Origin of the sequence: Nostoc sp. DedQUE05 (assembly GCF_034530955.1) — a bacterium.
Lineage (GTDB): Bacteria > Cyanobacteriota > Cyanobacteriia > Cyanobacteriales > Nostocaceae > Nostoc.
Map to the genome: position 1 here is coordinate 1 of NZ_JAVRCB010000064.1, position 25,181 is coordinate 25,181.

General features: G+C 40.9%; 19 protein-coding genes. 12 read left to right on the top strand and 7 right to left on the bottom strand.

Annotated features, from left to right (window positions below; translation table 11 throughout):
- From RMZ42_RS31700 to RMZ42_RS31710, 3 genes are all read left to right on the top strand, one after another.
- A partial coding sequence (locus RMZ42_RS31700; RefSeq protein WP_322675150.1) for a hypothetical protein occupies nucleotides 1–193 on the top strand: 193 nt, incomplete at its 5' end.
- Nucleotides 194–286: 93 nt separating this feature from the next.
- Nucleotides 287–2,626, top strand: coding sequence for a cation:proton antiporter (locus tag RMZ42_RS31705; protein ID WP_322675151.1), 2,340 nt, complete (start codon nucleotides 287–289; stop codon nucleotides 2,624–2,626).
- A 783-nt stretch (nucleotides 2,627–3,409) separates the two neighbouring features.
- Entirely contained in the window at nucleotides 3,410–5,200 is a 1,791-nt protein-coding gene (locus RMZ42_RS31710; protein WP_322675152.1) for a diguanylate cyclase domain-containing protein, read from the top strand.
- A gap of 188 nt (nucleotides 5,201–5,388) precedes the next feature.
- On the opposite strand, the gene RMZ42_RS31715 is transcribed toward RMZ42_RS31710, so the two are convergent.
- On the bottom strand, nucleotides 5,389–5,607 hold the full coding sequence (locus RMZ42_RS31715; RefSeq protein WP_322675153.1) for an Hfq-related RNA-binding protein: 219 nt from the start codon (nucleotides 5,605–5,607) through the stop codon (nucleotides 5,389–5,391).
- A gap of 69 nt (nucleotides 5,608–5,676) precedes the next feature.
- Between RMZ42_RS31715 and dapF the strand changes: the two genes are divergently transcribed.
- Nucleotides 5,677–6,516, top strand: coding sequence for a diaminopimelate epimerase (gene dapF, locus RMZ42_RS31720; protein ID WP_322675154.1), 840 nt, complete (start codon nucleotides 5,677–5,679; stop codon nucleotides 6,514–6,516).
- A gap of 187 nt (nucleotides 6,517–6,703) precedes the next feature.
- Here the strand turns inward: dapF and RMZ42_RS31725 are convergent, their stop codons facing one another.
- From RMZ42_RS31725 to ada, 3 genes are all read right to left on the bottom strand, one after another.
- Complete coding sequence (locus RMZ42_RS31725) at nucleotides 6,704–7,717, bottom strand: DMT family transporter (protein WP_322675155.1); 1,014 nt, start codon at nucleotides 7,715–7,717, stop codon at nucleotides 6,704–6,706.
- Between the two features lie 62 nt (nucleotides 7,718–7,779).
- On the bottom strand, nucleotides 7,780–8,418 hold the full coding sequence (locus tag RMZ42_RS31730) for a DNA-3-methyladenine glycosylase 2 family protein (protein ID WP_322675156.1): 639 nt from the start codon (nucleotides 8,416–8,418) through the stop codon (nucleotides 7,780–7,782).
- Nucleotides 8,402–9,481, bottom strand: coding sequence for a bifunctional DNA-binding transcriptional regulator/O6-methylguanine-DNA methyltransferase Ada (gene ada / locus RMZ42_RS31735; protein ID WP_322675157.1), 1,080 nt, complete (start codon nucleotides 9,479–9,481; stop codon nucleotides 8,402–8,404). The genes RMZ42_RS31730 and ada overlap by 17 nt, the downstream gene beginning before the upstream one ends.
- Before the next feature lie 311 nt (nucleotides 9,482–9,792).
- On the opposite strand from ada, the gene RMZ42_RS31740 reads away from it, so the two are divergent.
- Nucleotides 9,793–12,414 (top strand): PAS domain S-box protein, encoded by a 2,622-nt coding sequence (locus RMZ42_RS31740; RefSeq protein WP_322675158.1) that lies wholly within the window; start codon nucleotides 9,793–9,795, stop codon nucleotides 12,412–12,414.
- A gap of 63 nt (nucleotides 12,415–12,477) precedes the next feature.
- Nucleotides 12,478–14,265, top strand: coding sequence for an ATP-binding protein (locus tag RMZ42_RS31745; RefSeq protein WP_322675159.1), 1,788 nt, complete (start codon nucleotides 12,478–12,480; stop codon nucleotides 14,263–14,265).
- A 36-nt stretch (nucleotides 14,266–14,301) separates the two neighbouring features.
- Here RMZ42_RS31745 and RMZ42_RS31750 read toward each other — a convergent pair whose 3' ends face one another.
- Nucleotides 14,302–14,871: a Uma2 family endonuclease gene (locus tag RMZ42_RS31750; RefSeq protein WP_322675160.1), complete on the bottom strand. Its 570-nt coding sequence runs from the start codon at nucleotides 14,869–14,871 to the stop codon at nucleotides 14,302–14,304.
- A gap of 532 nt (nucleotides 14,872–15,403) precedes the next feature.
- On the opposite strand from RMZ42_RS31750, the gene RMZ42_RS31755 reads away from it, so the two are divergent.
- The 5 genes from RMZ42_RS31755 to RMZ42_RS31775 all read left to right on the top strand — a co-directional run bounded on the left by RMZ42_RS31755 (nucleotide 15,404) and on the right by RMZ42_RS31775 (nucleotide 21,917).
- Nucleotides 15,404–17,569: a patatin-like phospholipase family protein gene (locus RMZ42_RS31755; protein WP_322675161.1), complete on the top strand. Its 2,166-nt coding sequence runs from the start codon at nucleotides 15,404–15,406 to the stop codon at nucleotides 17,567–17,569.
- Nucleotides 17,570–17,806: 237 nt separating this feature from the next.
- Nucleotides 17,807–18,253: an urease accessory protein UreE gene (gene ureE / locus RMZ42_RS31760; protein WP_322675179.1), complete on the top strand. Its 447-nt coding sequence runs from the start codon at nucleotides 17,807–17,809 to the stop codon at nucleotides 18,251–18,253.
- Complete coding sequence (locus RMZ42_RS31765; RefSeq protein WP_322675162.1) at nucleotides 18,228–18,920, top strand: urease accessory protein UreF; 693 nt, start codon at nucleotides 18,228–18,230, stop codon at nucleotides 18,918–18,920. The genes ureE and RMZ42_RS31765 overlap by 26 nt, the downstream gene beginning before the upstream one ends.
- 42 nt (nucleotides 18,921–18,962) lie before the next feature.
- On the top strand, nucleotides 18,963–19,559 hold the full coding sequence (ureG, locus tag RMZ42_RS31770; RefSeq protein ID WP_322675163.1) for an urease accessory protein UreG: 597 nt from the start codon (nucleotides 18,963–18,965) through the stop codon (nucleotides 19,557–19,559).
- 414 nt (nucleotides 19,560–19,973) lie between these two features.
- Nucleotides 19,974–21,917: a hypothetical protein gene (locus tag RMZ42_RS31775; protein WP_322675164.1), complete on the top strand. Its 1,944-nt coding sequence runs from the start codon at nucleotides 19,974–19,976 to the stop codon at nucleotides 21,915–21,917.
- Between the two features lie 525 nt (nucleotides 21,918–22,442).
- Here RMZ42_RS31775 and RMZ42_RS31780 read toward each other — a convergent pair.
- Nucleotides 22,443–23,054 (bottom strand): hypothetical protein, encoded by a 612-nt coding sequence (locus RMZ42_RS31780; RefSeq protein WP_322675165.1) that lies wholly within the window; start codon nucleotides 23,052–23,054, stop codon nucleotides 22,443–22,445.
- A 49-nt stretch (nucleotides 23,055–23,103) separates the two neighbouring features.
- On the opposite strand from RMZ42_RS31780, the gene RMZ42_RS31785 reads away from it, so the two are divergent.
- Nucleotides 23,104–23,253: a hypothetical protein gene (locus RMZ42_RS31785; RefSeq protein ID WP_322675166.1), complete on the top strand. Its 150-nt coding sequence runs from the start codon at nucleotides 23,104–23,106 to the stop codon at nucleotides 23,251–23,253.
- An 11-nt stretch (nucleotides 23,254–23,264) separates the two neighbouring features.
- Here the strand turns inward: RMZ42_RS31785 and RMZ42_RS31790 are convergent, their stop codons facing one another.
- Nucleotides 23,265–25,151 carry an ABC transporter ATP-binding protein gene (locus RMZ42_RS31790; RefSeq protein WP_322675167.1) on the bottom strand — a complete coding sequence of 629 codons (1,887 nt, stop codon included), beginning with the start codon at nucleotides 25,149–25,151 and terminating at the stop codon, nucleotides 23,265–23,267.
- Nucleotides 25,152–25,181 lie beyond the last annotated feature (30 nt).

Below are 25,181 nucleotides of genomic sequence, written 5' to 3' on the forward strand. Positions count from 1 at the left end.
CGAGTATTTGAACTGGATGAATCCACCTTTTATCTCCGTTAACGAGTATTTGAACCGGATGAATCCACCTTTTATCTCCGTTAACGAGTATTTGAACTGGATGAATCCACCTTTGATACTCGTGAATCAAAATACCTGCAAAAACCTTGATGTATCCTTTCTGCTCACCTACTGTCTGCCCCTTTTAAGATAAGCAAATTTTGCCACCCCTTCAGCAAACAAGCTGTTTGAGATCGTAAAACTTTGTATTCTGAATTAATAGGTCTTAATAGTTCTTTTAAAACTGGTGCAAGAAGATTTTCGGTTAATTGTTGATTTAGTTTTAGTTCTAGGCGTTGCAGCCTGTGGCGGACTATTAGCGGCACTTTTACGACAACCCGTGCTGCTGGGGTATCTCATTGGGGGGATAGTCATTGGGCCAACGGGACTGGGATTGATTAAAGAACTGATTCAAGTAGAGACTTTGGCACAGTTCGGGGTCGCCTTTTTGTTATTCGCCTTGGGTGTGGAATTTTCCTTTGCGGAACTCAAGAAGGTAAAAGCGATCGCTCTTGGTGGAGGTGGACTCCAGATTGCTTTGACGATTTTGGTGACAGTTTTAGTCTGCGGGTTAAGTGGAGCCTGGGGAGCCTTACCTGCGAAGGGGATGTTTTTGGGGTGTATTCTGTCCCTGTCTTCCACAGCCGTTGTCCTTAAGTGCTTGATGGAGCGTAACGAAACAGAAACGCCCCACGGGCAAGTGATGCTGGGAATTTTAGTTGTTCAGGACTTGGCACTAGGACTAATGTTAGCAGTCTTACCAGCCCTCAACCAACCAGCAGAAACTATTGGCATTGCTGTCCTAACAGCGTTAGGTTCGATTGCTTTATTTGCTGCTGGGGCTGTAGCTGTGGGGATTTGGCTGATACCGCCTTTGTTGCAACTGCTAGCCCGTACCGAAAGTAAAGAACTATTTTTATTAGGGGTTGTAGCCCTGTGTTTAGGCATTGCCCTGTTGACAGAGCATTTGGGACTATCCATTGAAATGGGGGCATTTGTCGCGGGTTTGATGATTTCTGAGGTAGAGTACGCCGACCAAACCCTGACTTATGTCGAACCACTGCGAGATATCTTTGCCAGTTTGTTTTTTGCCGCCATTGGGATGTTAATTGACCCAGTGTTTTTGTGGAACAACCTGGAATTAATTTTGGTATTAGTGGCAATAGTTTTCGTCGGTAAATTTTTGATTATTACGCCCTTAGTGAAACTGTTCCGCTATCCTTTGAAAACAGCCATAATCGCCGGTTTGGGATTGGCGCAAATTGGGGAATTTTCTTTTGTTCTCGCTAGTGAAGGGCAGTCTTTGGGGCTGGTGTCTCGACAAATATACTTATTAATTTTGGGAACTACCGCAGTCACTCTGATGCTGACTCCTTTTGTACTGCGGCTAGTGCCATTTTTATTTAACTTTGCCGAATCAATGCCTTGGTTAAAACCGTACTTAGAAGAAGATGAGGTGCAGGATGTGTCGGAAGATTTGCCTCTCAAAGACCATGTAGTAGTCTGTGGTTATGGGCGAGTCGGCAAGAATTTGGTGAAGTTGTTGCAGCAACACGACCTACCTGTGCTAGTAATCGACCAATCGGAGAGGAGAATTCAGCAGTTGCGCGAGGCTGGGGTGTCTTATGTCTATGGTAATTGCGTTAGTTTACACGTTTTGGAAACTGCCGGGGTGAATCATGCCAAAGGAATGGCGATCGCACTCCCAGATCCCATAAGTACTCGTCTTTGCTTGAAACGCGCTTTAGAATTGCGCCCAGAATTAGATTTGGTTGTCCGTGCTACCCAGGATAAAAATATTGAGGTGCTGTATCAATTGGGAGCCAGGGAAGTTGTGCAACCAGAGTTTGAAGCCAGCTTAGAAATGGCAACCTATTTATTGACTGGCTTAGGCTTGTTGTCGCCGCCTGTAGTCCAACGAGAAATGCAGCAAATCCGCAACGATCATTATTTAGATTTGCGCCCAGAGCGCTCTGCAACTGAAGTTGCTCGTGATTTGCGCCAAGCCACCCGCGATTTAAATCAGCGCTGGTATCCTCTGCCATCGAATTCGCCCTTAATTGGCATGAGCATAGAAGAAGCAGATATGCGCTATTTAACAGGAGTGAGTTTGATGGCGATTCGCCGCGCTAACGGCGAAGAAATCGATTATCCCAAAAATCAAACCAAATTGGCAGAAGGCGATCGCTTATTGGTGGTGGGAGCTGATGAAGAACTGGCAGCTTTGGCAGAATTCGCTAAGGGACAAGTGGCTGTTCCCGGAGAAAATAGTGCTTGTCAGTGGGTTACAGTCAATGCAGACGCGCCAACACTAGGTAAAACCCTTGCAGATTTAGATATCGGCAAGCAATATGGAGTCCAAGTACAAGCGATCCGGCGAGATGGTAAGTTTATCCGCTATCCTGATGGCGGCATGGATTTGCAAGTCGGTGACCAAGTATTGTTATGTGGCGGCTTGACAGGTTTGAGTCAACTACAACAGTTATTTGCGATCGCAAATTCAGTACCCCTGTCTATCCCAGTGGTGAAAGCTGGTGAAGCAGAAGCGCTCAAAGACTTTTTACCTGCCGATAGAGTGACTGATTGAACTTTAAGACTCCGCAAATTTAAAATTCGGCTTGCCCCACACCCTCGTGGTTCGGGTCAATCCAAAATCCAAAATCCAAAATCCAAAATTGATTGACTGCTCTAAATTTACGTGAGTTCGATGAACCTCTCCCTCCCACAGGGAAAGGGAGCAACGATAAATTAGGGTTTTGGCTCTTTTCTGGGTGTCCAAGAGGAGTTGGGGGAGAGGTCAAAAAAGGGCTTGTCGAACTCACGTTAAATTTTGATTCTCTTTTGCAGAAAAGTATTTAATGGGGTCATCTGCTTGATTTTTGTCAATCGCAGAAGTTTTTGGTCTATTGAATTTGATTACCTTGTTTGAGAAGGAACTTCCAAGAAATAAATTATTCAAATAAACGAACCACTCCAGACACAGAGAACACAGAGGAATAAGGAGGAGAGAGTTTTTTCGCCAGTTTTTTGAGTGAGTATTTTTTTATTTGGAAGTCCTTAACTGAATCTATCTAAGAACTGAGTTTTATTTTTTACAAATTTATTCTGTCTTTACAATACTTTTTTATCTCATATTTTCAGTTATCAGATACTTTGGCGATAATGATATTTACTGTACTGTATTTACAGTACTTTATCCCAAATTATTTGTGATAAAGCTTTTTAAGACTTAATGACAAAAGTCAGATGAAGAGAAGCGATCGCAAAACTTTATTACGCGATAATGGTTATAAACTAAGAAAAACTACGTTTTTACATCGTTGTAGCTGTATCTTTTCATTTTAAAAAAATTCCTGAAATTATACTTATAATGTTGTACACAAGTTTACGTATTATTACTAGAGCATCTGCTAATTTACTCTGTAAGCTTTTAGGACAGCCTAGTGTTAGTAATTTAGAAACTCAACTCCATGATAAACAAGTTCAAATTCAGCAGCTAGAAGAGCAAGAAAGGGCGCTTTACCGAGTTATTAGTAAAATTCGAGCTTCTCTTGAGTTAGAAACAATTTTTCGTACAACCACAAAGGAAACTTGCAAGTTACTCCGAGTCGAACGGATTGCCGTTTATCGTTTCTATGAAAACTGGGGTGGAGAATTTGTTAGCGACTTTGAGTTTGCAGAGACTGGATGGGATGATGTAGATACATTAGGAAAAAATACAGTTTGGAATGACTCTTATCTACAAGAAAATCAAGGTGGACGGTATCGTAATAACGAAACTTTAGTTGTTTCAGATGTTTACGCAGCAGGCTTATCTCAATGCCATTTAGAAATTTTACAACAGTTCCATATTCGAGCTTATGCAACTGCATCAATTTTTGTGGGAAAAAAACTGTGGGGAGTGCTTGCTGCTTATCAGCACTCACAGCCACATGAATGGAAACAATTAGAAATTCAGTTTTTGTCTCAGATTGCGACGCAGTTAGGATTTGCAGTTAAACAAGCAGAATTTTTAGCTCAAGCAGAACAAAAAGCAGCAGAACTGTATAAAGCAAATCAGCAGCAGGATATTCTGTTTAATTTAGTTGCTGAAATTCGTGAATCTCTGAATATAGACATTTTATTTAAGACTACTGTACGAGAAATTCGTAAGGCTCTCCGTAGCGATCGCGTCAGTATCTTTCGATTTGATCTGGGATCGAACTATACCTCTGGTGAATTTGTCTCCGAGAATGTATTGCCTGACTACGATTCTACGATCGCCATCAAGGTAAAGGATAATTGTTTTGGTGAAAAATATGCAGTTGCTTATCACCAAGGGCGTATACAGGTAGTATCAGATATTTATCAAGCTGGGCTAAAAGATTGCCACATTCAACTGTTAGAACAATTTCAAATCAAGGCACAAATTGTTGCACCTTTAATGAAAGGAAAAACTTTATGGGGATTACTATGCGTTCATCAGTGCCATTTTCCGCGCGAATGGAAAAAGTCGGAAATTCAATTTATCCACCAGTTAGCTGCTCAGTTTAATGTAGCTTTAGAACATTCTGAATTATTAGAGCAATTCCGCTCTCAAGCTAATCAACTTGCTCAAGCAAACAATGCTTTAGAAATAGCAAATTCTCAGCTAGAAAAACTTAGTAAACTAGATGCTCTAACCCAAATCGCCAATCGTCATTGTTTCGATCAGTTTTTAGATCGAGAATGGGATCGACTAATACTAAATGAAAATTATTTATCTTTAATTATATTTGATATTGACTATTTTAAGGATTATAACGATTCTTATGGACATCTAGCTGGGGATGAATGCTTAATACAAGTTGCTCGTGCAGCACAATCTGTATTAAAGCGTCCTACCGATCTACTAGCTCGTTATGGTGGTGAAGAATTTGTTGTAATTTTGCCAAATACGAACGAATCAGGTGCGATTAAAGTAACTAAGTTGATTCAAAAATCTATTCAAGAATTAAAAATTCCCCATAAAAAGAAGAATAATTTTCAATATTTTGTGACCGTCAGTTTAGGTGTTGCAATTCAGAAACCAACAGATAAAACTTCATCTCAAGATTTAATTAATGCCGCCGACAAAGCTTTATACAAAGCTAAAGAACAAGGACGCAATCGGTGGGTTTGTGCTGCAAAAACCTGGGTCTAGTGATGAAATAATTAAAAATACACAACTTTAATTATGGAATACAAGCCCACAATAAATAAAGAATTGCTTCGAGATGCGAGGTGCAAGGCATCTTTATTCCAAGCCCACGGCTTAAGCCGTGGGCTTGAATTTTTAATCCGAGTGAAGCAAATGATAAAGCGATAGGTTGTGGTGTTTTTGCCTCACTCCTAACTCACTTTCGGCTTGATGTAGGCGATCGCTTGTTTCCAAACGGTGGTTTGCTGGCTGTTTTCATCAGCAAGAGAGATACACTGTGGATCTTGCCATAAAACTTTTCCTGTGAGTACATCACCAGTCAGCAGCTTTAACTCTACTGGCGTTGTTTGTTTAATCAGGTTTTGGACTTGTCTAATACTGGGTAAAGTGGTGTCAAATTCGGTAAGCATTTTTAGTAAAGATGAACCTACAAGGCAAAATAAAGAGTAACTAATCCTTGATAATTCATCCTTGAAGAAATGGCAATCGAATTTACTAAGTATCATGGTCTAGGCAACGACTTTATTTTGATTGACAATCGCTCGTCATCAGTGCCTGTAGTGACTCCAGAGCAAGCCATCGAGTTGTGCGATCGCCACTTTGGTATCGGTGCTGATGGTGTAATTTTTGCCCTACCTGGAGAAAACGGCACTGACTACACCATGCGGATTTTTAATTCTGATGGTTCTGAACCAGAAATGTGTGGTAATGGCATTCGCTGTTTAGCTGGCTTTTTGGCAGATTTAGAAGGCGAATCCCGAAATCAAGACTCATATCGCATTCATACTTTGGGTGGTGTAATGACTCCCCAACTTTTATCTGATGGTCAAGTTAAAGTAGATATGGGTTTACCCAGGTTACTCGCTAGCGAAATTCCTACCACTCTCGCACCCGCCCAACAAAAAGTTATTTCTGTGCCCTTAGAGGTGGCGGGGCAAACTTGGGATGTCACCTGTGTAAATATGGGAAATCCGCACTGCATTACCTTTGTGGAAGATGTTGCAGCAATTGAGTTAGAAACCATCGGCCCAAAATTTGAGCATCACCCAGTTTTTCCCCAACGCATAAATACGGAATTTATTCAAGTGGTACGCCGTGACTATTTGAAAATGCGGGTGTGGGAACGGGGTGCTGGGATTACCTTAGCTTGCGGGACTGGTGCTTGTGCTTCTTTAGTAGCTGGAGTGTTAACTGGGAAATGCGATCGCGCCGCCACTGTAGAATTACCAGGTGGCCCCTTGCAAATTGAATGGTCAGAAATCGACCAACGAGTTTACATGACAGGCCCGGCTGAGAAGGTATTCACTGGTAAACTATAACCGACTTACTATTGGCATTACTCAAGTAGTAGTGCCATAGAAGCCTTGCAGCGATGTCTGTGGCGGGCTGTGCCATCGTTTCTTATCGCAATTCAATTAATGATTGCAACACATCCTTGAGTAAAGACGCGATTCATCGCGTCTCTACAATATAGTCTATTTGTCGCATTATTTTTTCAAATTGGTATTATTTTGGGGAACTGGCGGATGAATCTATTTCTGCTGGAGATTGGATCTGGGGATTAATTTTAGATTGCACAGCTTCTTTGTTAGAAATTGCAAGATATATACCCCCTAAAATTAGAGCCAATCCTAACAAGTTAAAAATACTCAAGTTTTCCGAGAAAAGTATCCAAGCAAGAATCGCAACAATCACTGGATTGAGTAGTAAAAGTAAAGAAATAAATCCTGATGAAAAATTTTTGAGGCTGTATACAATTAGCCCATGACCCAAGGCTTCGCAAATAGCAGCTAGTGCAAATACTACTAACCACCCCGACAAAGTAACTGGGAAAACTTGTTTTTCCAAGATTAGCACTACTGGTATCATCAATGAAGTTGCGATCGCACAGCGCCACACTAGGATGGTGATAGTTGAAAACTTATTGCCGATCTGCTCGATAAGTAAAAAGTTTGCTGCATAAAATATCGATGATATGAGGGCAATAGCATCTCCTGTAATATTATTATTAGAACGCAATAAATCTTCAAATCCGACTGCGATCGCACCGATTATGGCTAAGATTAGACCGATGATAAATTTGCGCCCAAAAATTTGATTAAAAAATAGCCATCCTCCTAAAGTAGTAAATAGCGGATTGAGGCTACCTAACGCATTAGCATTCGCAGCACCAGTCTGAGTTAACGCCCAAGTCCAAGATAATCGACCTAATACATGAACTAGACCCACTGCGATTAAAAGCGCTATCTCTTTGATTGGATAAGGCTGCTGTGGTAATACAGGTTTATCATCTGTAATTTGAGTTCGTACTTGGTTAATTCCACTCCATAAGCCAAAGATAATAGTCGCTATCCATAAACGATTAAAGAATGTAGCAACAGCGCTCATTTCTCTAACAGCAACCTTAATAAATATTGCTGTTGAAGATAAAGCTAATAATGCAATTATTACTATGATTATCGGCAGTATTTTGGAAGTTTTATCATTTTCTGGTGTTAGGCTTAATTGATTGTCTGCCATTTAGTTTATATTTATTATACGAACCGCCAAGTGCGCCAAGTGCGCCAAGGGAGAAGTAGCAATTATTTGGGATTACTTAGGTAATAATGCCATAGAAGTCTTGCTGCAACTGCTCGCCACGGTCGCCAGTGCTGTGTCATTTCTTCTAGTTGCAATGGTGTTGGACGCGTCGCCAAGTTTTTGAGTTTTTGTAGAGCGATCGCGATCGCTAAATCGCCTTTAGGAAAGACATCAGGACGTTGCAGCGCCATGAGCAAATAAATATCAACTGTCCAATCTCCGATACCTTTGAGACGCTTTAGCTCAGTTCTGATCGTATTTTCGTCCATTTTTTCCAGCTTGCTGAGGTTAAGCTGACCAGTTGCAATAGCATTCGCCAACCCACGACAGTATAAAATTTTTTGCCGACTGAATCCAATCGCTCTCAATTGAACATCATCCAATATCAGAAAATTTTCTGGTGTCAGAGTGACAACAACCCCACATAATCTGGTAAATATAGCCTTTGCAGCCGCTACAGAAACTTGTTGTTCCAGAATGATGCACAGAAGTGTTGTAAAACCCGCTTCTCTTTTCCACATCGGTGGAGGCCCCAGTGTTTCTAAAATCCGAGCCAAATCGCGATCGAGTTTGGCAAGCACCATTAAACCACGGGTAAGACTTTCTTCTGTCAACGATTCTAGTTCAGGTGTTTGAGTCATCTTTGAGAAATTTCGATTCTTGTGTAAGCAGTTTTTGTTTGCGCTCAATTCCCCAGTGATAACCACCAAGACTGCCATCACTCCGCAGCACCCGATGACACGGTACAATTAGCGCGATCGGATTAGCGCCACAAGCATTACCTACAGCGCGGACTGCTTGGGGCTTGGCAAGATTACGGGCGATATCAGTGTAAGTGCGGGTTTCGCCATAAGGAATTTTTTGTAATGCTTGCCAAACCTGTTTCTGAAATGCTGTCCCACGAACATCAAGTGGTAAATCAAGATTTGTTTCACCTCCTGCAATGAAGTCGAGGATTGCTTGTATCCATTCCTTGTGTGTGCGATCGTCACGCACGATCTGCGCTTGGTAAAATTCCTGGTTCAAAATGTGTTCAAGCTTGTCTGCTTCATCACCTAGTTTAACGGCACAGATACCCTTCTCTGTTGTTGCCACCAGCAAATATCCTAGCGAACATGGAGCGATCGCATAAACAATGTTGATTGTTTTTCCAGCTTGTTGGTAAATTTTTGGTGTCATTCCTAATTGTTTAGGTGCTTTCTCATACAGTTGACTACTTGAACCATACCCAGTATCGTAAACTGCATCAGCAATTTCTTCCCCCGACTGAAGATGCTGTTTCAATCGCTGGCTACGCAGCGCATCTGCATATTGAAAAGGCGATACACCAATTATCTGCTTGAATATTCTTTGTAGGTAACTAGGACTCATTTCTACCTGAGAGGATAATTCCGATAAGGTTGGTATGTGGTCAACTTGTGCTTCAATATATCGACATACTGCTAAGATTTTGGCTGTATTTGGAACTATTTCAGATTGTGGTTGACAGCGCTTACAAGGTCGAAAACCTGCAATTTCAGCATCTTGTACCGACTGGAAAAAACAAACTTGATTCCGATTCGGTCTGCGACTAGGGCAAATAGGTCGGCAATAAATGCCTGTAGAGCGAACACCGTAAAAAAACTTACCTTCAAAAGCGGAGTCTCGATTGAGAACTGCTTCCCATAGTGTTTCTTCTAAAAGTTGTGTCTGTTGTAATTGCATTCATCGCTCCTCAAATCTATTGCAAAGTACCCCGACTTTGGATTGCCCATGATTAGTTTTTGCCTTTAGGTAAAACTAGATTAAATGTATCGTTCAACTACTTTCTATCTGATTGTTGCGATCGAAGTTGATGATCTCAGGGTATTCTGTCAGCACTCCTGAACTCATTCGCTCTTTGGCAAATGGTTCACCCGATTGGGTGAATGCGATCGCAGCATCCAGAACTACGCTGAAAGTATAGCCACTTTTTTGCTCTTAGCGATGTCTACGACGGGCTACGCCTACGTGCTGACAGCTAAAAAACTTTTACAATGGCTATGATTACCTTGAATATTATGCCAATTGCTTATATATCAAAGGGTCTAAGAGTGGATGAAATTGTAAAATCATCGCAGAAACCAGATTTTCTACCAGAGAAGATCCCCCTGCTGGAAACAATTGCTGCCAATTTACCGGGAATGATTTTCCAAATTCTGCAACGGCAGGATGGTTCTGTATTTATTCCTTATATTAGTTCTGGTTGTAAATATTTGTATGAATTAGAACCAGAGGCTATACAGCCAGACTTTCAGGTGTTATGCAAACTGATTTATCCACAAGATATAAAAGCTTTTACAGAATCTATTGCTGTTTGTCGTACTACTCTTACACCTTGGCATTGGGAAAGTCGGATTATTACGCCTAGTGGCAAACTTAAATGGATTCAAGGTACTTTACAACCAGAATTACAAGCAACAGGTGATTTTCTTTGGCATGGCTTGGTTATGGATATTACAGATCGAAAACAAGCCCAAGAAAAATTGCTTGAGAGTGAGGCACGATATAAAGCAGTTTTGGATGCTATCCCCGATTTGATGTTTCGCATCAGCCGCGATGGCGAGTATCTAGATTTAAAAAGTGAGGGTGCAAATATCACTCTTTCGAGAGAAGAAATAGTTGGAAAAAATCTGCAAGAGTTATTGCCGAGTGATGTTGCAGCTATTAGCCAAGTAGCGATCGCTAAAACTTTAGATTCGGGAATTTTGCAAACTTGTGAATATCAACTACCAACATCTTTGGGAAACAGAGATTATGAGGCGCGGTTGGTAGTTAGTGGTACAGATGAAGTACTAGCAATTGTCCGAGACATCACAGATCGCAAACAAGGGGAAGTCGCTTTACAAAATCTTGCCCAAAAATTTGCGAAAGCTTTTAGTTGCAGCCCCGATTCAATTACCATTAGCACGCTGCAAGAAGGACGCTTTATCGAAGTTAACGACAGTTTTGTGAATCTTTCAGGTTATGGGCGAGATGAGGCAATTGGTAAAACTTCTTTTGAATTAAATCTTTGGGTACACGATCGCGATCGCCTAAACTTAGTGCAAGAGTTGCAAAGCACGGGAGTTGCTCGTAACTTAGAAATTGATTTTCGGAAAAAATCTGGCGAGATAATTACAACGCTGCTGTCAGCTGAAGTCATTGATTTGAATGGTATTCCTGCCATTTTAGCAGTGCATCACGATATTACAGAACGCAAACAAGTAGAAGCACAATTACGCTTTTGTGCCCAACGCGATCGGTTGTTGGCAGAAACCCTAGTGCGAATTCGGTCTTCGCTTAAATTAGAGGAAATTCTTCAAACCACCGTGACGGAAGTCAGGCAATTTCTGCAAGCAGATCGAGTTTTCATTGGTTTAAATAATGCTAATTTAGGAGTCAAAACTCTTGCCGAATCAGTAGATCCTAAATATCCATCAGTTTCAGGTTGGTCTACTAAAGATGAAGCTTATCTACAAGAATTAAGAAACTTATTAAAAGATAATCGTGTGCGTGTGGTTGAAGACGTAACGCAAATATCAGCATCTCCCAAAGTAAAAGCACACTGTCAAAAATTCCAAACGAAGGCTAGCTTGGCTGTACCAATTATGCTAGGCAATGAATTATTTGGGGCGTTAATTGCCAATCAATGCTCAGGGCCGCGTCATTGGCAGCCCATAGAAATTGATTTGTTACAGCAGATGTCAGAACAGCTAGCGATCGCGATTCAACAAAGTCAGATATGCCAAAAGCTAGCAGAACTCAACACTAATTTAGAATACCAAGTCCAAGAACGGACAGCACAGTTGCAGCAGAAAATGCAAGAAGTTGAAAATTTGCATCGTGTCAAAGATGTTGTTTTACACACAGTTGCCCACGATTTACGAACTTCCGTGATGGGTAACTTGATGGTGTTAAAGAATTTATTAAATCAGGGGCAGGGGAGCAGGGGGCAGGGAGACAAGGGGACAAAGGGACAAGGAGGACAAGGGGACAATGAAAATAACCTTGCCCAATGCCCAATGCCCAATTCCCAATCCCCAATCCCAATATCTCGCTCAATCATCGAGCGAATGATTCAGGGCAACGATCGCCAACTAACAATGATTAACTCATTGCTAGAAATTAATTCCTGTGAAAAACAGGGTATTGAGATCAAACTCGAACCAGTGCAATTTAGCACCTTACTGGGAAGTACATTTGCCCAGTTGGAACCCATGCTGACACAAAATCAAGCGACTCTGAAGAACTTGGTTCGGGCAGACTTACCGTTAGTCATGGCAGATGAGATTCGATTGCAGAAAGTTGTGGTAAATTTGATCGCACATAGCTTACAAAATAATCCGCCAGGATTAAATTTTACCCTGAGCGCCACCGTTGAAGGGGGAATGATTCGCACTCAGATTCAAGATGACGGTGTGGGAATGAGTAAAGTAGAGTGCGATCGCCTCTTCGATCTCCATGTCCGCGATCCTCAAGATTGCTGCTCTACAAGCATTGGTTTAAAAATGTATCTTTGTCGGAAAGTTATTAAGGCGCATGGCGGCGAAATCGGGGTTATAAATAACCGCAAGCGTGGGTTAACTTTCTGGTTTACACTACCTTTGGCAACTTCATCCGCAACAAATCGCCCATAAATCACCAAAAAATGAGAGGGTGTTATTTATGGCAATGTTGAGTAAAGGAAACACCCTCAAGATATGGGCAAAGTTGCTCGGATGCTATTGGCTACTCCATTGACAACAGTGCAAAGGTGGTGGAGAAAAACCTTTTTTGCACCAACAACTGATGAAATCGTTACTCTTTACAGAGTTTGGCGTAACCGTTTTTTGTGGCAAAGATTACGTTTATGGTTATGGCTGGCGCTGATCTGTCTGTTGTCTTTTACTTTGCGAGATATTTACGGCCTGTTTTTTCCATTTGCAGAGTTGCAGCCGTTGCCAGAAGTACTTAGAACTCAACGCCTGGTAATTAATGTTGCAATGCTTGCAAGTATAATTATTTGCTTTGCTTTACATAAAACTAAATTAGGTCGTCATCGTCCAGATTTATTATTTTTGGGGTCTTCTTGGTCACTTAGTTTAGCGTCGCAGTTGTTTGCAACCATCAGAGGTTTCGCACTACCCGATACCATCGGCTGGTCGCTGTTGTTCTTGAGCCAAGCTGTGTTGATGCCTGTTTGCTGGATTCTTCACTTGCTGACTCAAGTGAGTGTGCTGATTTACTATTTTGGTGTGAATACAGTACTTGGGCTAAAAACACCAATCCCCGACCACCCAGAAATATATAATGTAACGTTCATTTTATATATCTTCTGGTTTTGTACTATATGTGACATCGGTGTTTATCTGTACGATCGCCTGCAACGTTCTGAATTTTTCGCCCGCCAAGAACTAGAATCTGCCTACCAAAAACTCAAAGTTGCCGAAGCTAAATATCGCAGTATTTTTGAAAACGCTGTTGAAGGGATTTTTCAAAGCAGTCCCGATGGACGTTACATTACGGCAAATCCGGCTTTAGCGAAGATTTATGGCTACTCTTTAGTAGACGACGTGACAGCAAATTTTACTGATATTGAACAATTGTACGTTGACCCAAACCGCCGAGCAGAATTTGTGCGCCTGATGGAAAAGTATGGCAGCGTTTCCGATTTTGAGTCCCAAATTTATCGTCAAGACGGGAGTATTGTCTGGATTTCCGAAAAAGCCTATACAGTCCGTGACGAACAAGGAAAATTGCTTTACTACGAAGGTTTGATTGAAGACATTACCCAGCGCAAGCAAACTGAAGAAGAACTCCGAGTGTTTTTCCATGCAGTTTCCCACGACTTACGCAACCCAGTACTAGGTACTTTAATGGTACTGAAGAATTTGCTGGCCCGTTCAGAGGAAAATATTACGATTTCCCGCTCAATTTTAGAGCGAATGATTCAAAGTAGCGATCGCCAACTGAACTTAATTAATTCGTTGATGGAAACTCATATCAGTGAGGTGCAAGGTGTTGTTTTACAACTTCAAGCCGTACAATTACTGACAGTTGTCGAAGCTGCGATCGCAGATTTAGAGCCATTGCTAGAACAAAATCAAGCCAAGCTGACAAATCTAGTATCCGCAGATTTGCCATTAGTGAATGTAGATCCCACGCAACTATGGCGAGTTTTTTCTAACTTAATTGTCAATGCTTTGAAACATAATCCTCCAGAATTGCTTTTGACAATCAATGCTACCCGTCAGGATGACATAATTTATTGTACTGTTAGTGATAACGGCGTGGGCATTAGTCAGCAACAAAGCGATCGGCTTTTTGACCTTTACTTTCGGGGTACAAGTATCGGCAATTCTGTAAGTTTGGGATTAGGGTTGTATTTATGTAAGCAAATTATTCATGCTCACGGTGGCGAAATTGGTGTGAACAGTGCATTGAATGCAGGGGCAACATTTTGGTTTACATTACCTATTAGTAGCTCACAGTATGAAGTTGCTAATTAAAACTTTTTGTTACCAAAAAAAAATTTAAATTTGTTATTATTCAGGAAAAAAGAAACGAATACAACAACAAAATCCAGGTAAAAGTGGCGATGTTATTTCATCATCGCCTAATAAAGTAGCAACTAAAACCAACTGTGCTTTTTCTCGCCGATAAACTTCAACTTGTTTAGTGAAGCGATCGACAATCCAATACTCACGCACGCCTTGAACTGAATAAAGTTTCAGTTTTGCTTCCTTGTCTCGAAGTTCGTTTTGTTTACCTGGGGATAAAACCTCTATTACTAACTCTGGTGCGCCTGTCAAATGTCCTGCTTCATCTTCAATTTGCACCAGTCGTTCTCGACTTACCCAAACTACATCCGGTATAACACTATCTGCTTGCGAAAAAATCACACCTGGAGCCACAATTGTTTCCCCTAAACCACTCGAATCTGACCAAACATCGAGTTGTCGGAATATTTTGCCACAAACTTGTTGATGACGGCGGTGAGGAGTGCGAGTCACAAAGAGTTCTCCATTAATAATTTCATAGCGCGTCCACTCATTTTCGGGTAGAACCTCTAAATCGTGAATTGTCCAGCGTACTCCCTCAACGGCTTGATTCATGATTGTCCCCGTTTGGCTCGTTGCCTTTGTTTGTTTGATTTTATCTAATTGAAAGGTGTTTATGTCGACGGCTTACAACTGGGAACCAATTTGTTTTATGTAGTCGTGTTCAGAACTTAACTTATTCGCAATTACTGTGTAGGTGTATTCTAACCAACTTTCCCAAAAAACTACAGATTTCACATCATTGAGATATTGTCCATATTGCGTAGATCATAAAAATATATTAATTACTTTTAAGTTTTAATGATAACACTACGCAAAATTTACAATTATTTTCAGAAAATACTCACTTTTTCTCACCAACAGGGCAATCAGGAGTAGGTTATTAATATAGTTAAACAACAGGTACCTGTGAATATTAAAAAAAGTAACTTATATTTTCTCACTAAAAAAATAATCACAAAGTTTAGAATCTAGTTACAAAACAACAATAGACCTCTTGCATAAATGGTAAACAAAAGCATGATAAGTAGTCAGCGACATGTAAAAACTGACTTTTGCAAGAGGTCCAATAAGTTGAGGTTTAAATATGAAAAAAATTATCTGGTTTTTGGCGGTGCTGGCAGTTCTAGCAACATGGCTACTAAGTTGCGATGCTGTCTGGGTCTGGAAATATCTTTTTTTCCTGCGCCTGCCTATTTTGATGGGTTTATTCCTTCTGCTTCTTCCTAAACTTGCCAAGGATTGGCTGCCAGCCATGTTGAGGAATCTATTTGTACTTCGCACCAAGTGGCAACTAGCAGTCATAATTATGAGCGCAATTGGAGCAGGAACGTCAGTAATTTCAGTTGCAGCTATCATTTTGGATAACGCACCAGATCGCTTTGATGTACCACCAACAATAGAAATTTCTGAATTTTGGCAATATGGAATAGCTATTGCCTTAAGTTTATACATTTGCATTATTGCAATTGACCTGTCCAAAGAGAAGCTGAAGAATGAAGACAGACTGTGGGGAACATTTGTAGGTGCAGGATTGGGCATTGGGCTACTATTTTTTGTTAGTTTTATCAGGCAATGGTTAAGCTCAAATGCTTTTTTAAAAAAGACACTTGTTGATATCTTTTCTTTCATAACCAAACATGATGCATTAGGCTATATTAATCCTGATGGTGAATTGAGTACTGGGCATCTGACAGCGATCGCTTATTTGATAATTGGAGTAGTTATCTATATTACGGTTGGTTTGCTTTTTAAGCCAAAATCAAAAAGAGAGCGACCTGAAGCACCTGCACTCCTGTATGTGCTACTGATCATATCGATAGTGACACTTTTCTATGGAGGTGCAACATTCTATTTTGATTACTTCCGTGTTCCTGTACTAGTTATCTTTATTAGTTTTTCAGTAGTTAGTTATGTTGCATTTGATGTAGATCACTGGTTTCAAGTCAATGAATTTAAGAAAAAGGAAGACAATAAAAAAGTTGATAGCGATTCAAATAACTTCCATAAAATCCTAGATAAGCGTCTTCAACATCAAGAGGGAGAACGAACTTTAGTAATTATTTGTGCTAGTGGTGGCGGAATTCAAGCATCAGGATGGACAGTGCAAGTGTTAAGTGGTCTCCAGGAATTATTAGGAAAGTCATTTACCAAAGCAATTGGCTTGATTAGTGCTGTATCAGGCGGTTCAGTAGGGACAATGTACTATCTAGATTACTTTAATAAAGATGGTTTTTTAGAAGAGAGCGAAAGGGAAATATCTAACAAAACTAAAACCAAAGTAACAGCTAGTTTTTATGCTGCTACTAAAGATAGTTTAGATGCCGTTGGTTGGGGTCTGGTTTATTTGGACTTATGGCGATTCATAGGACTTCCATTTCTTGTTCATCGAAAGTGTGATCGTGGTACAGCAATTGAGACAGACTGGCAGGGGGAAATGAAGGATAGGGAGAAAATAAAAACCTTTAGAACCTGGCGAAAACAGATTTTTGATGGCGAAATTCCTATTCCTGTATTCAATGCCACTTTCGTCGAAAATGGCTGGCGGTTTCTGATGACTCCAGTAACATTTGGGAATGTTCCTGAGAAAAAGTATATAGACTTTAATAGTCTTTTTAAAGACTATGATATGAATGTTGTAACGGCTGCAAGACTATCAGCAACTTTTCCCTATGTCTCTCCTATCTGTCGCAGCAGTGTAAACATCCCAAAGCATAATTATCACGTTGCTGATGGGGGCTATTTCGATAACTCTGGCTTTGTAACGGCAGCCGAATGGCTGGATGAACATCTTAATGAATGGTCAGATGAAAATAATTTAAATATAAAAAGAGTCCTGATATTGCAAATCAATCCTTTTCCCGAATCTGATTCAACGGAAAACGTGGAGGGGAATGGAGGCTGGTTTATGGCGACTTTAGGGCCATTACTGGCAATGTTCAAGGTACGCGATCCGGTTTTAGCATCTCGAAATGCAAAGGAAGCAGATTTGCTGGTCAAAAAATGGGAGAACAAGGTAGATATCCAATACTTTCCCATTTTCTTCCCCTCAGAATCTGAAAATGCAGTATCTAAATTTTATAAAGATGGTCGGTATCGTCCGCCTTTATCCTGGAGGTTAACTGATAGAGAGAAGGAAGCTATTAAAGAAGGTTGGGAGGCAATAAAAACAAAAGAGAACATTAAAAAAATTAAACAACTGTGGCATAAATGGAATACGTCAGATTCCACAGACCGTACACCAAAAAATTAACGACTTGCTTCTCCTGTAGATAGTTAAGAGTAGGAGTACGAGCATCACTCAAAGGGTTACAGGTGATAGGGAATAGGAAGGTACTAATTGGTGTTCACACTAGAATCATAATAGACATCTCCAAAAAGGAATGTAGAGACGTAGCATTGCTACGTCTCTATAAAGGTTCTGGATAATGCATATTTAATTAATTTCTGGAGATGTCTAATGAAAAGCGGAAGTTCAGGCGAAACTCTTATGCTGACATTTACCCAACTTAAACCACCTAATCGCGATACCGCAGTCACTTTTACTCTGGCGCTAACAGCAGAAGAACGTACCCGCAGTCGTCATCGTTTTGAAACGGAAGATGGTAAGGTTGTGTTTTTACATTTACCCAGAGGAACTGTCTTACACGATGGCGACATTCTGCAAGAAGAAACCGATAGCAGTTTAATCAGAATTACTGCCAAACCAGAACTAGTGCTGACTGCTTTTGCCCAAACACCACTTTTATTACTACGGGCGGCATACCATCTGGGAAATCGCCATGTACCTGTAGAAATTACCTCAACTTATTTACGCTTGTCTTCAGATTCTGTTTTACACATGATGTTGGAACAACTGGGGTTAGAAGTTAAAGAGGAAATTTTACCGTTTCAGCCAGAATTAGGAGCTTATGGACAACACCATCATGCTCATTGATAGTCATCTTTTGAGTATTTTGCAGCTGGCTAGCCCCGCTTTACCTGTGGGAGCATATAGCTATTCTGAAGGCTTGGAAATCCTGGTGGAAAATGGTACGATCGCTAACCAGTTACATCTCAAAGATTGGCTAAAAGCAGAGTTACTCTACGGGGCAATTCGGCTAGAAGCGGCGGTGATGGTACGATCGCAGCAAGCTGCAAAAATGGGTGATATTGAATCGCTATACCGTTGGAATCTGTGGTTATCCGCAGCTAGGGAAACAGAAGAATTACGCGCCTCTAGTTGGCAAATGGGGCGATCGCTGATCCAATTACTTGGTAAACTAGAACCGCAGATTATACCTATTGCTAATGCTGTCGGGAATCCTTGCAATTATGCGATCGCTTTTGGCATTGCCATTGCCCATTGGCAAATCAGTATCAAAGCCGGATTACTTGGATATCTGCATAGTTGGGCAAGTAATTTGATTACTGCTGGCGTGAAACTTATCCCCTTTGGACAAACAGCAGGACAGCAGTTATTACTAGATTTGCAACCATTATTTAGCGTTGCGGCGTTAGAAATTCTCGCATTAGAGGACGATCAACTCGCCTGTTGTAGTTGGGGTTTGTCGCTAGCGAGTATGCAGCATGAAACGCAGTATACAAGGTTGTTTAGGAGTTAGGAGAGACGCGAAAAATCTTTGTCTGTACAGGAGTGAGGAGTTATGAATGCATTTAGAGTGGGGGTTGCTGGGCCAGTGGGTTCGGGGAAGACGGCATTAGTTGATGCTTTGTGCAAGGGCTTGCGTGAGCAGTATCAGATTGCGGTGGTGACGAATGATATTTATACTCAGGAGGATGCTCAGTTTTTAGTACGTTCTCAGGCGTTGGCAAGCGATCGCATTTTGGGTGTAGAAACTGGTGGTTGCCCTCACACTGCCATCCGCGAAGATGCTTCGATGAATTTGGCGGCAATTGAACAGTTAGAAGAACGTTTTATCAATTTGGATTTGGTCTTTTTGGAAAGTGGCGGTGATAATTTAGCTGCTACCTTTAGTCCCGAATTGGTGGATTTAACGATTTACGTCATCGATGTTGCGGCTGGTGATAAAATTCCTCGCAAGGGTGGCCCCGGTATTACTAAATCTGATTTGTTGGTGATTAACAAAACTGACCTTGCACCCTATGTTGGTGCAGATTTAAGTGTGATGGAACGAGATGCTAAAAAAATGCGCGGTGATAAACCTTTTATTTTTACTAATTTGAAAACTCAATCTGGACTTGCAGATGTAATTAACTTTGTTTGCACAAATATCTGTTGAAAAAAAATGAGCAGGAGTCATAATTGAGCAAAAATGCTTCGCTTCTCTATTTTTCTATACCTGGTTTTGCTTGGTATCAACGTAAATACCGCCGTCTTATCGTCAGATGGAAACGTCAAAAACTTAGGACTTACACACTGTACAATTAGATGTATCTATTAGCCCTTTCAAGGTGAACTTTTGTACTATGAAATAAATGGTGTTTTAAGCCATTTTTGGTATTTTGGCATTGCGTAGGCGTAGCCCGCCGTAGGCATCGCTTAATTTCCAGTCCAAAAATTTTGAGTTGAATATATAATCTCTTTGTTCAATTCCAGATGATGCCTGAAATGCCGTAAAAACTTTGATAGTACAGATGCTCACCTTGAAAAGGCTAGATGTATCTATTGAGAGTATTGACTAAGAAGGGTAAATATGTATAACCGCCAACTTTCTTTTTTGCTGAGTCTGGGTGCTATTGCTGTACTTGGAGGTGATTTGTCTGCTCAAGCTCAAAAACCTACTACTTTTCCTAATAAAACAATGCCAATGGCAGAAAATACAGAAGGTAGAGGAAGTCAAAGGATAAAGTTATATTACGTTCGTAATACAGACGCTTTAAGGCAACTTCTAAATAAAGTGAACGAAAAAGAAAATTGGGATCTCATAATAGATACATCTACTGACAGTACTGATAATGATATCATTCTCTATGGTTCAAAAGAAGCAAGAAACTCTGCGTACCGATTGATTGCTGGAATTGATCTTCCCCGTCCCGGTATCACGATGGAGATGTGGGGAATCCAGATTTCCAGCAATAATCCCGAGGAATTAGCTAAAGTAATGTCGAAAGTACGCCAGGAAATTAATCAAACTCAACAGTTAGTGCGAGAAACGTATGCTCGAGTTGAGGAATACGCAAGAGATCAGATATATGAAAAGGACTTTGATCCTGAGTTCAAAAAACTACTTATTGATAATCTAGGGTATAAATCAGCCTTGACTAAAAATCGCCCTCTATCTCTGACGGATATAGTTTTACGCTTGGTGGCTGCACAAACTAGAAATAGCGATAATACCAAAAAAATAGCTAATAAACTTACGAAGTTTGTTCAAGATGATCCCCGCTATAAAGACTATTTAGATGCCTTAAAAGAGCAAGGAAGACAGCCACTCGAAAGGGTTTTTTCTCTTCGTGGTCTGAAGCCAATGTGCAGAGGTCAGAAGGATACAAAAAATGCCTATTCCTTCCCTAAAGGCTGTTGGGAGACAGAATTTAAAGACTACTGGAAAACAGATTCTGAAGACGAGTACGCCCAGGTAAGTCGCGCTACAATACTTGATTTTGCGCTACAGTATGCCCATTTTATTAATGAACCAGATCAGTTTAACCCTTACGATCTGCAACAATCAGCCGATGTCTTTAATAATCGTTTACAAGATACTGTTGATGCATTAAACCAAGATATAGAAGATTTTTTTGTTATCCCTACTTTGCACAAAATCCAAGATATTGTGAGTGAATATAAGGACGTAGAATATGCACAGGTGGGAAGAACTAGTGTATCTAGTCTGAGTGGGATAGAAACGGTGGTGAGTTCGGATTCGATTAGTGCCTTCGATGTGACTCCACCGTTGAAGCTTTCAGATTTGCTCACAAAGGCTCAAAATCTCACAGGGCAGGTTGACAATTTTGTTCCAGCAATACCGTCATCAATATCGGCAACTCCCATAAAGCCATCAGTTGGCTCTCTGCCTGTGGCGCAGGTTATTGGCCTAGTTGCTGCCCTCCAAGAGCAAAACGCTGTATTTCGTGAGCTGAAAACTGGGGTTTCATTGACGGTAATTCCTAATGTGTTACGAAATATGAATTCTGCTGAACTCAAAATTAATTTAACTATCGTTGATCCATTAGTTAGTGGTACAGAACAGAACAGATCACAAGACCCACTATCACGTATCGGTAAACAAGAGGTGACAACTAATGTTTACACCAAAGCCGTGGATTTTTTCGCTCTTTCAACATTCTCTAACCAAAGTACATTAAATGGGGGACGTGCTTACGTACCTATTATCGGCACAGTGTGGAAGGGAATTTTTGGTGATGTGCCGGTGTTGGGCGATTTGTTTAGTTGGAAAAAAGGTCCTAAAAAGGTTCTTCACGAGAGTCTGCTCTTGACTAACTCCTTCATTACACCGACAGCGATGGGAATGGGTTTGCTCTATCCATCAGACAGGGACAAACCTTTAAATTACAAAGACTTCCCTAATTTAAAGTGTCAGGTTGAATACTATCGAGATTATCCAGATATAAATAATCGAGTGTTTAAAAAAGATTTTTGTAACGACAACAATCGGCCAATAAACCTAACACAATAATGTTCAGATAAGTTTGCAGAAACTAATAATATCAAATCCAGTTGAACAACCACACTAAAAATAAGCTGCAACCCATTCTGTTACTTGATTGAAACTATGTGCAATCAGCCGGATTTGATATAATTTGCCTTTGCAAGCAATACAGTTCAGTTAAACTTTTTTATCTCCCCCTGCTCCCGAAGCCTCCACCGCTCAATAACAGCCTACCGTTAATAGATAAATTGGCTTAGAGGATGTTTGAAAAGTCCTCTTTTCGGTATCAAAAGTTTTAGATCCCTCTAAATCTCCCTTATAAAGGGAGACTTTAATTCCGGTTCCCCCCTTTTTAAGGGGGGTTAGGGGGGATCTAAAAGTGTCCATAATTACAGCGAAACACTTTTCAAACAACCTCTTAACCCAAGCGTATTGCCTTTACAAGCTGGCTTTGTATCGTCGCACCTTTGGGAAACGAAATAGTATTTAAAATGTATTGTTCAAAAGGTCGCACCTTGCAAACCTTTTGAACTAGATGTGTCGTCGAATATTCTAGTCTCTGTTCCAATCACTGTTGGAACGGGGAAATCTCAATAGTAAAGTTTCTTGACAATTAATCGCTGCTACCGTTTCCGAAATACCAGTAGGATGTCCTTGAGCATCAAAAGTCAGGGAATCTACACAAGCCTGTAAAACGGAAGTAAGAGGAGGTAAACATTCCTGTTCTGCTCTGTTTGTTGACATCTGTTGGTTCAAAACTCGAAAACATTGATTTGTATCCTCTAGAGCAAAATTACAGAGCCGTGTTGCCTGTTCCGTTGATGTCACATTCCGTAAATCCTGGAAGCATTGACTGGTATAAGGTGTTGCTATACGGCATAGTTTTTCAGCGTGTTCCAAAGAGGTAGAATTTCTTAATTCCTGAAAGCACTGGCTTGTATAACGGGTTGAGTTACGGCACAATCGTGCAACTCTCTCCGCAGAGATATCTCTTTGTAAATCCTGAAAACATTGAGTTCTGACACTTAAGCTGTGTTTATAATCCTCTTTTTCTGGTAAGTTATACTGTTTTTGGGCGTGTACTGGTATGTTCAGTGCAAACATTACAAATGCCAGAATCAGGGGAGTCTGGACTAAACCAAAATCCACATTGAAAAATTTCATAGTTTTTATTCTATGAGTTGAAAAATAATATTTATATTAAGATGGGAAGGTGATTTATCAAAAAAAGTTCCGGGTAGTAACTCCCCAAGCTTTTGTGTCTAGGGTAGGGGTTTCAACAGCACATCTTGGAGTAGGTGCGATTCGTTATGCAGTGAATCACGGTAGCCAGTCTGTAAATAACTACACCAACCAGCTTTAGTAATATATACTCTACAAAGCCCGTAGATGACGATTTCGCACCCGTTCAGCACTACCAGTAGGAATCGCAGCAATTAATTTTTGCGTGTATTCCTCTTTAGGTTCTTGGTAGATGCTTTCGGCTGTCCCTTCTTCAACAATTTGACCGCGATTCATGACTAAAATGCGATCGCTCATAAATTTCACTACACTTAAATCGTGAGAAATAAAGATATAAGTAAGCTGAAAGTCTGACTGTAACTCTTTTAGAAGATTTAATACCTGCGCTTGTACTGAAACATCTAGCGCTGAAACTGACTCATCGCAGATGATAAACTTAGGATTTAACGCCAAAGAACGAGCTATGCAAATCCGTTGGCGTTGACCGCCAGAAAACTGATGAGGATAGCGGTTAATCGCATCTGCACTCAACCCTACTCGTTCTAAAAGTTCGACTACTCGCTGGCGTCGTTGTTGTTTTGTCTTCCCAACAGCGTGAATTAACAAAGGTTCCATTACCGCGTCCCCAACCTTCATTCGGGGATCGAGGGAACTAAAAGGATTTTGGAAGACTATTTGCATTTCCCGCCGCAGTTTTTGCAACCGTTCTCCTTTGAGACTAGTAATATCTTGTTTCTCAAAGATAATCTGACCACTCATCGGTTCAATTAAGCGCAGCAAGGTTCTGCCAAGGGTCGTTTTACCGCAACCAGATTCTCCCACCAAACCTAGTGTTTCTCCTGGTTTAACATCAAAAGAAACGCCATTAACTGCCATATTATAACTTTTTATACTACCGAACACCCCACGCACTGGAAAACTAACTTTCAGGTTGCGGATTTGCAGCAGGGGTTCCAATTCATTAAAGTTTGCCAATCTTGCAGCAATCTCTTCTTTAGTAACTTCTGTGGGTTGTGCGGGTTCTTTCGGCTGAATTACTACTTGTCCGGTTGGCGTCTCTTCTGCACTCATGTAGTCGGAAACAGTGAGTAATTTTTGGGGACGGCGGTTGAGTGTGGGGCGACAAGCTATCAAACCTTTAGTATATGGATGCTTGGGACTACTGAAAATTTGCCGAGAAGTACCAGATTCGACAACTTTACCTCTATACATTACCGCTACTTGGTCAGCAATTTCTGAAATTAGCCCCAAATCGTGGGTGATGAAAATCATTGCCATATCACGGCTTTGCTGTAATTCTCGCATTAACTCCAAAATAGTCGCTTGCACCGTCACATCCAAAGCTGTGGTTGGTTCATCGGCAATTAAGATTAATGGGTTGCAAGAAATTGCCATTGCAATCATTACCCGTTGCAACTGACCTCCAGAAAGTTCATGAGGATAGCGTTCCAGCATGGCTTCTTTATGTTCTTTAACCAACTGTGCCAACTTTGGCCCATCTGGTTTAGATAATTTGGCGTTGGTTTGGTGCCAAGTTTCGATATACTGCTGCTGGATCTCCTCATCGCTAGGTAGAAGTTTAACCTCTTGCAGACCTGCGATCGCAATTTGTCGTGCTTGGGCTGCTGACACATTTTGATGCCGCATAATCGCTTCTGTTAGCTGAAACCCAATGTTATAAACCGGATTAAGCGAACTCATCGGTTCTTGAAAAATCATGGCGATGTCGCCACCCCGGTGTAACTGCATTTGCTCAGGAGGCAATGTTACCAAATCGATGGGGTTGCCATTTTCCTGCGGACGAAACCAGATTTCACCGCCACTCACTATGCCAGGAGTTTGCAACAAACCCATCACAGCTAAGGCTGTCACCGATTTACCACTTCCCGATTCTCCTACTATTCCTAGAGTTTCACCTCGATGCAGCGTAAAGGAAATACCATCCAAAGCTCTGACAGTGTTGCCATCACCGGGAAATTCAACTTGGAGATTGCGAACCTCTAGGACAGTTTCTCTCATAGGAGTTGGGTATGAATCTTAACTTAAAAT

Bases quoted from the DNA above. Each gene is read 5' to 3' on its own strand.
- RMZ42_RS31710 (WP_322675152.1), top strand. From the start codon at position 3,410: ATGTTGTACACAAGTTTACGTATTATTACTAGAGCATCTGCTAATTTA.
- RMZ42_RS31715 (WP_322675153.1), bottom strand. From the start codon at position 5,607: ATGCTTACCGAATTTGACACCACTTTACCCAGTATTAGACAAGTCCAA.
- dapF (WP_322675154.1), top strand. From the start codon at position 5,677: ATGGCAATCGAATTTACTAAGTATCATGGTCTAGGCAACGACTTTATT.
- RMZ42_RS31725 (WP_322675155.1), bottom strand. From the start codon at position 7,717: ATGGCAGACAATCAATTAAGCCTAACACCAGAAAATGATAAAACTTCC.
- RMZ42_RS31730 (WP_322675156.1), bottom strand. From the start codon at position 8,418: ATGACTCAAACACCTGAACTAGAATCGTTGACAGAAGAAAGTCTTACC.
- ada (WP_322675157.1), bottom strand. From the start codon at position 9,481: ATGCAATTACAACAGACACAACTTTTAGAAGAAACACTATGGGAAGCA.
- RMZ42_RS31740 (WP_322675158.1), top strand. From the start codon at position 9,793: ATGGCTATGATTACCTTGAATATTATGCCAATTGCTTATATATCAAAG.
- RMZ42_RS31745 (WP_322675159.1), top strand. From the start codon at position 12,478: ATGGGCAAAGTTGCTCGGATGCTATTGGCTACTCCATTGACAACAGTG.
- RMZ42_RS31750 (WP_322675160.1), bottom strand. From the start codon at position 14,871: ATGAATCAAGCCGTTGAGGGAGTACGCTGGACAATTCACGATTTAGAG.
- RMZ42_RS31755 (WP_322675161.1), top strand. From the start codon at position 15,404: ATGAAAAAAATTATCTGGTTTTTGGCGGTGCTGGCAGTTCTAGCAACA.
- ureE (WP_322675179.1), top strand. From the start codon at position 17,807: ATGCTGACATTTACCCAACTTAAACCACCTAATCGCGATACCGCAGTC.
- RMZ42_RS31765 (WP_322675162.1), top strand. From the start codon at position 18,228: ATGGACAACACCATCATGCTCATTGATAGTCATCTTTTGAGTATTTTG.
- ureG (WP_322675163.1), top strand. From the start codon at position 18,963: ATGAATGCATTTAGAGTGGGGGTTGCTGGGCCAGTGGGTTCGGGGAAG.
- RMZ42_RS31775 (WP_322675164.1), top strand. From the start codon at position 19,974: ATGTATAACCGCCAACTTTCTTTTTTGCTGAGTCTGGGTGCTATTGCT.
- RMZ42_RS31780 (WP_322675165.1), bottom strand. From the start codon at position 23,054: ATGAAATTTTTCAATGTGGATTTTGGTTTAGTCCAGACTCCCCTGATT.
- RMZ42_RS31790 (WP_322675167.1), bottom strand. From the start codon at position 25,151: ATGAGAGAAACTGTCCTAGAGGTTCGCAATCTCCAAGTTGAATTTCCC.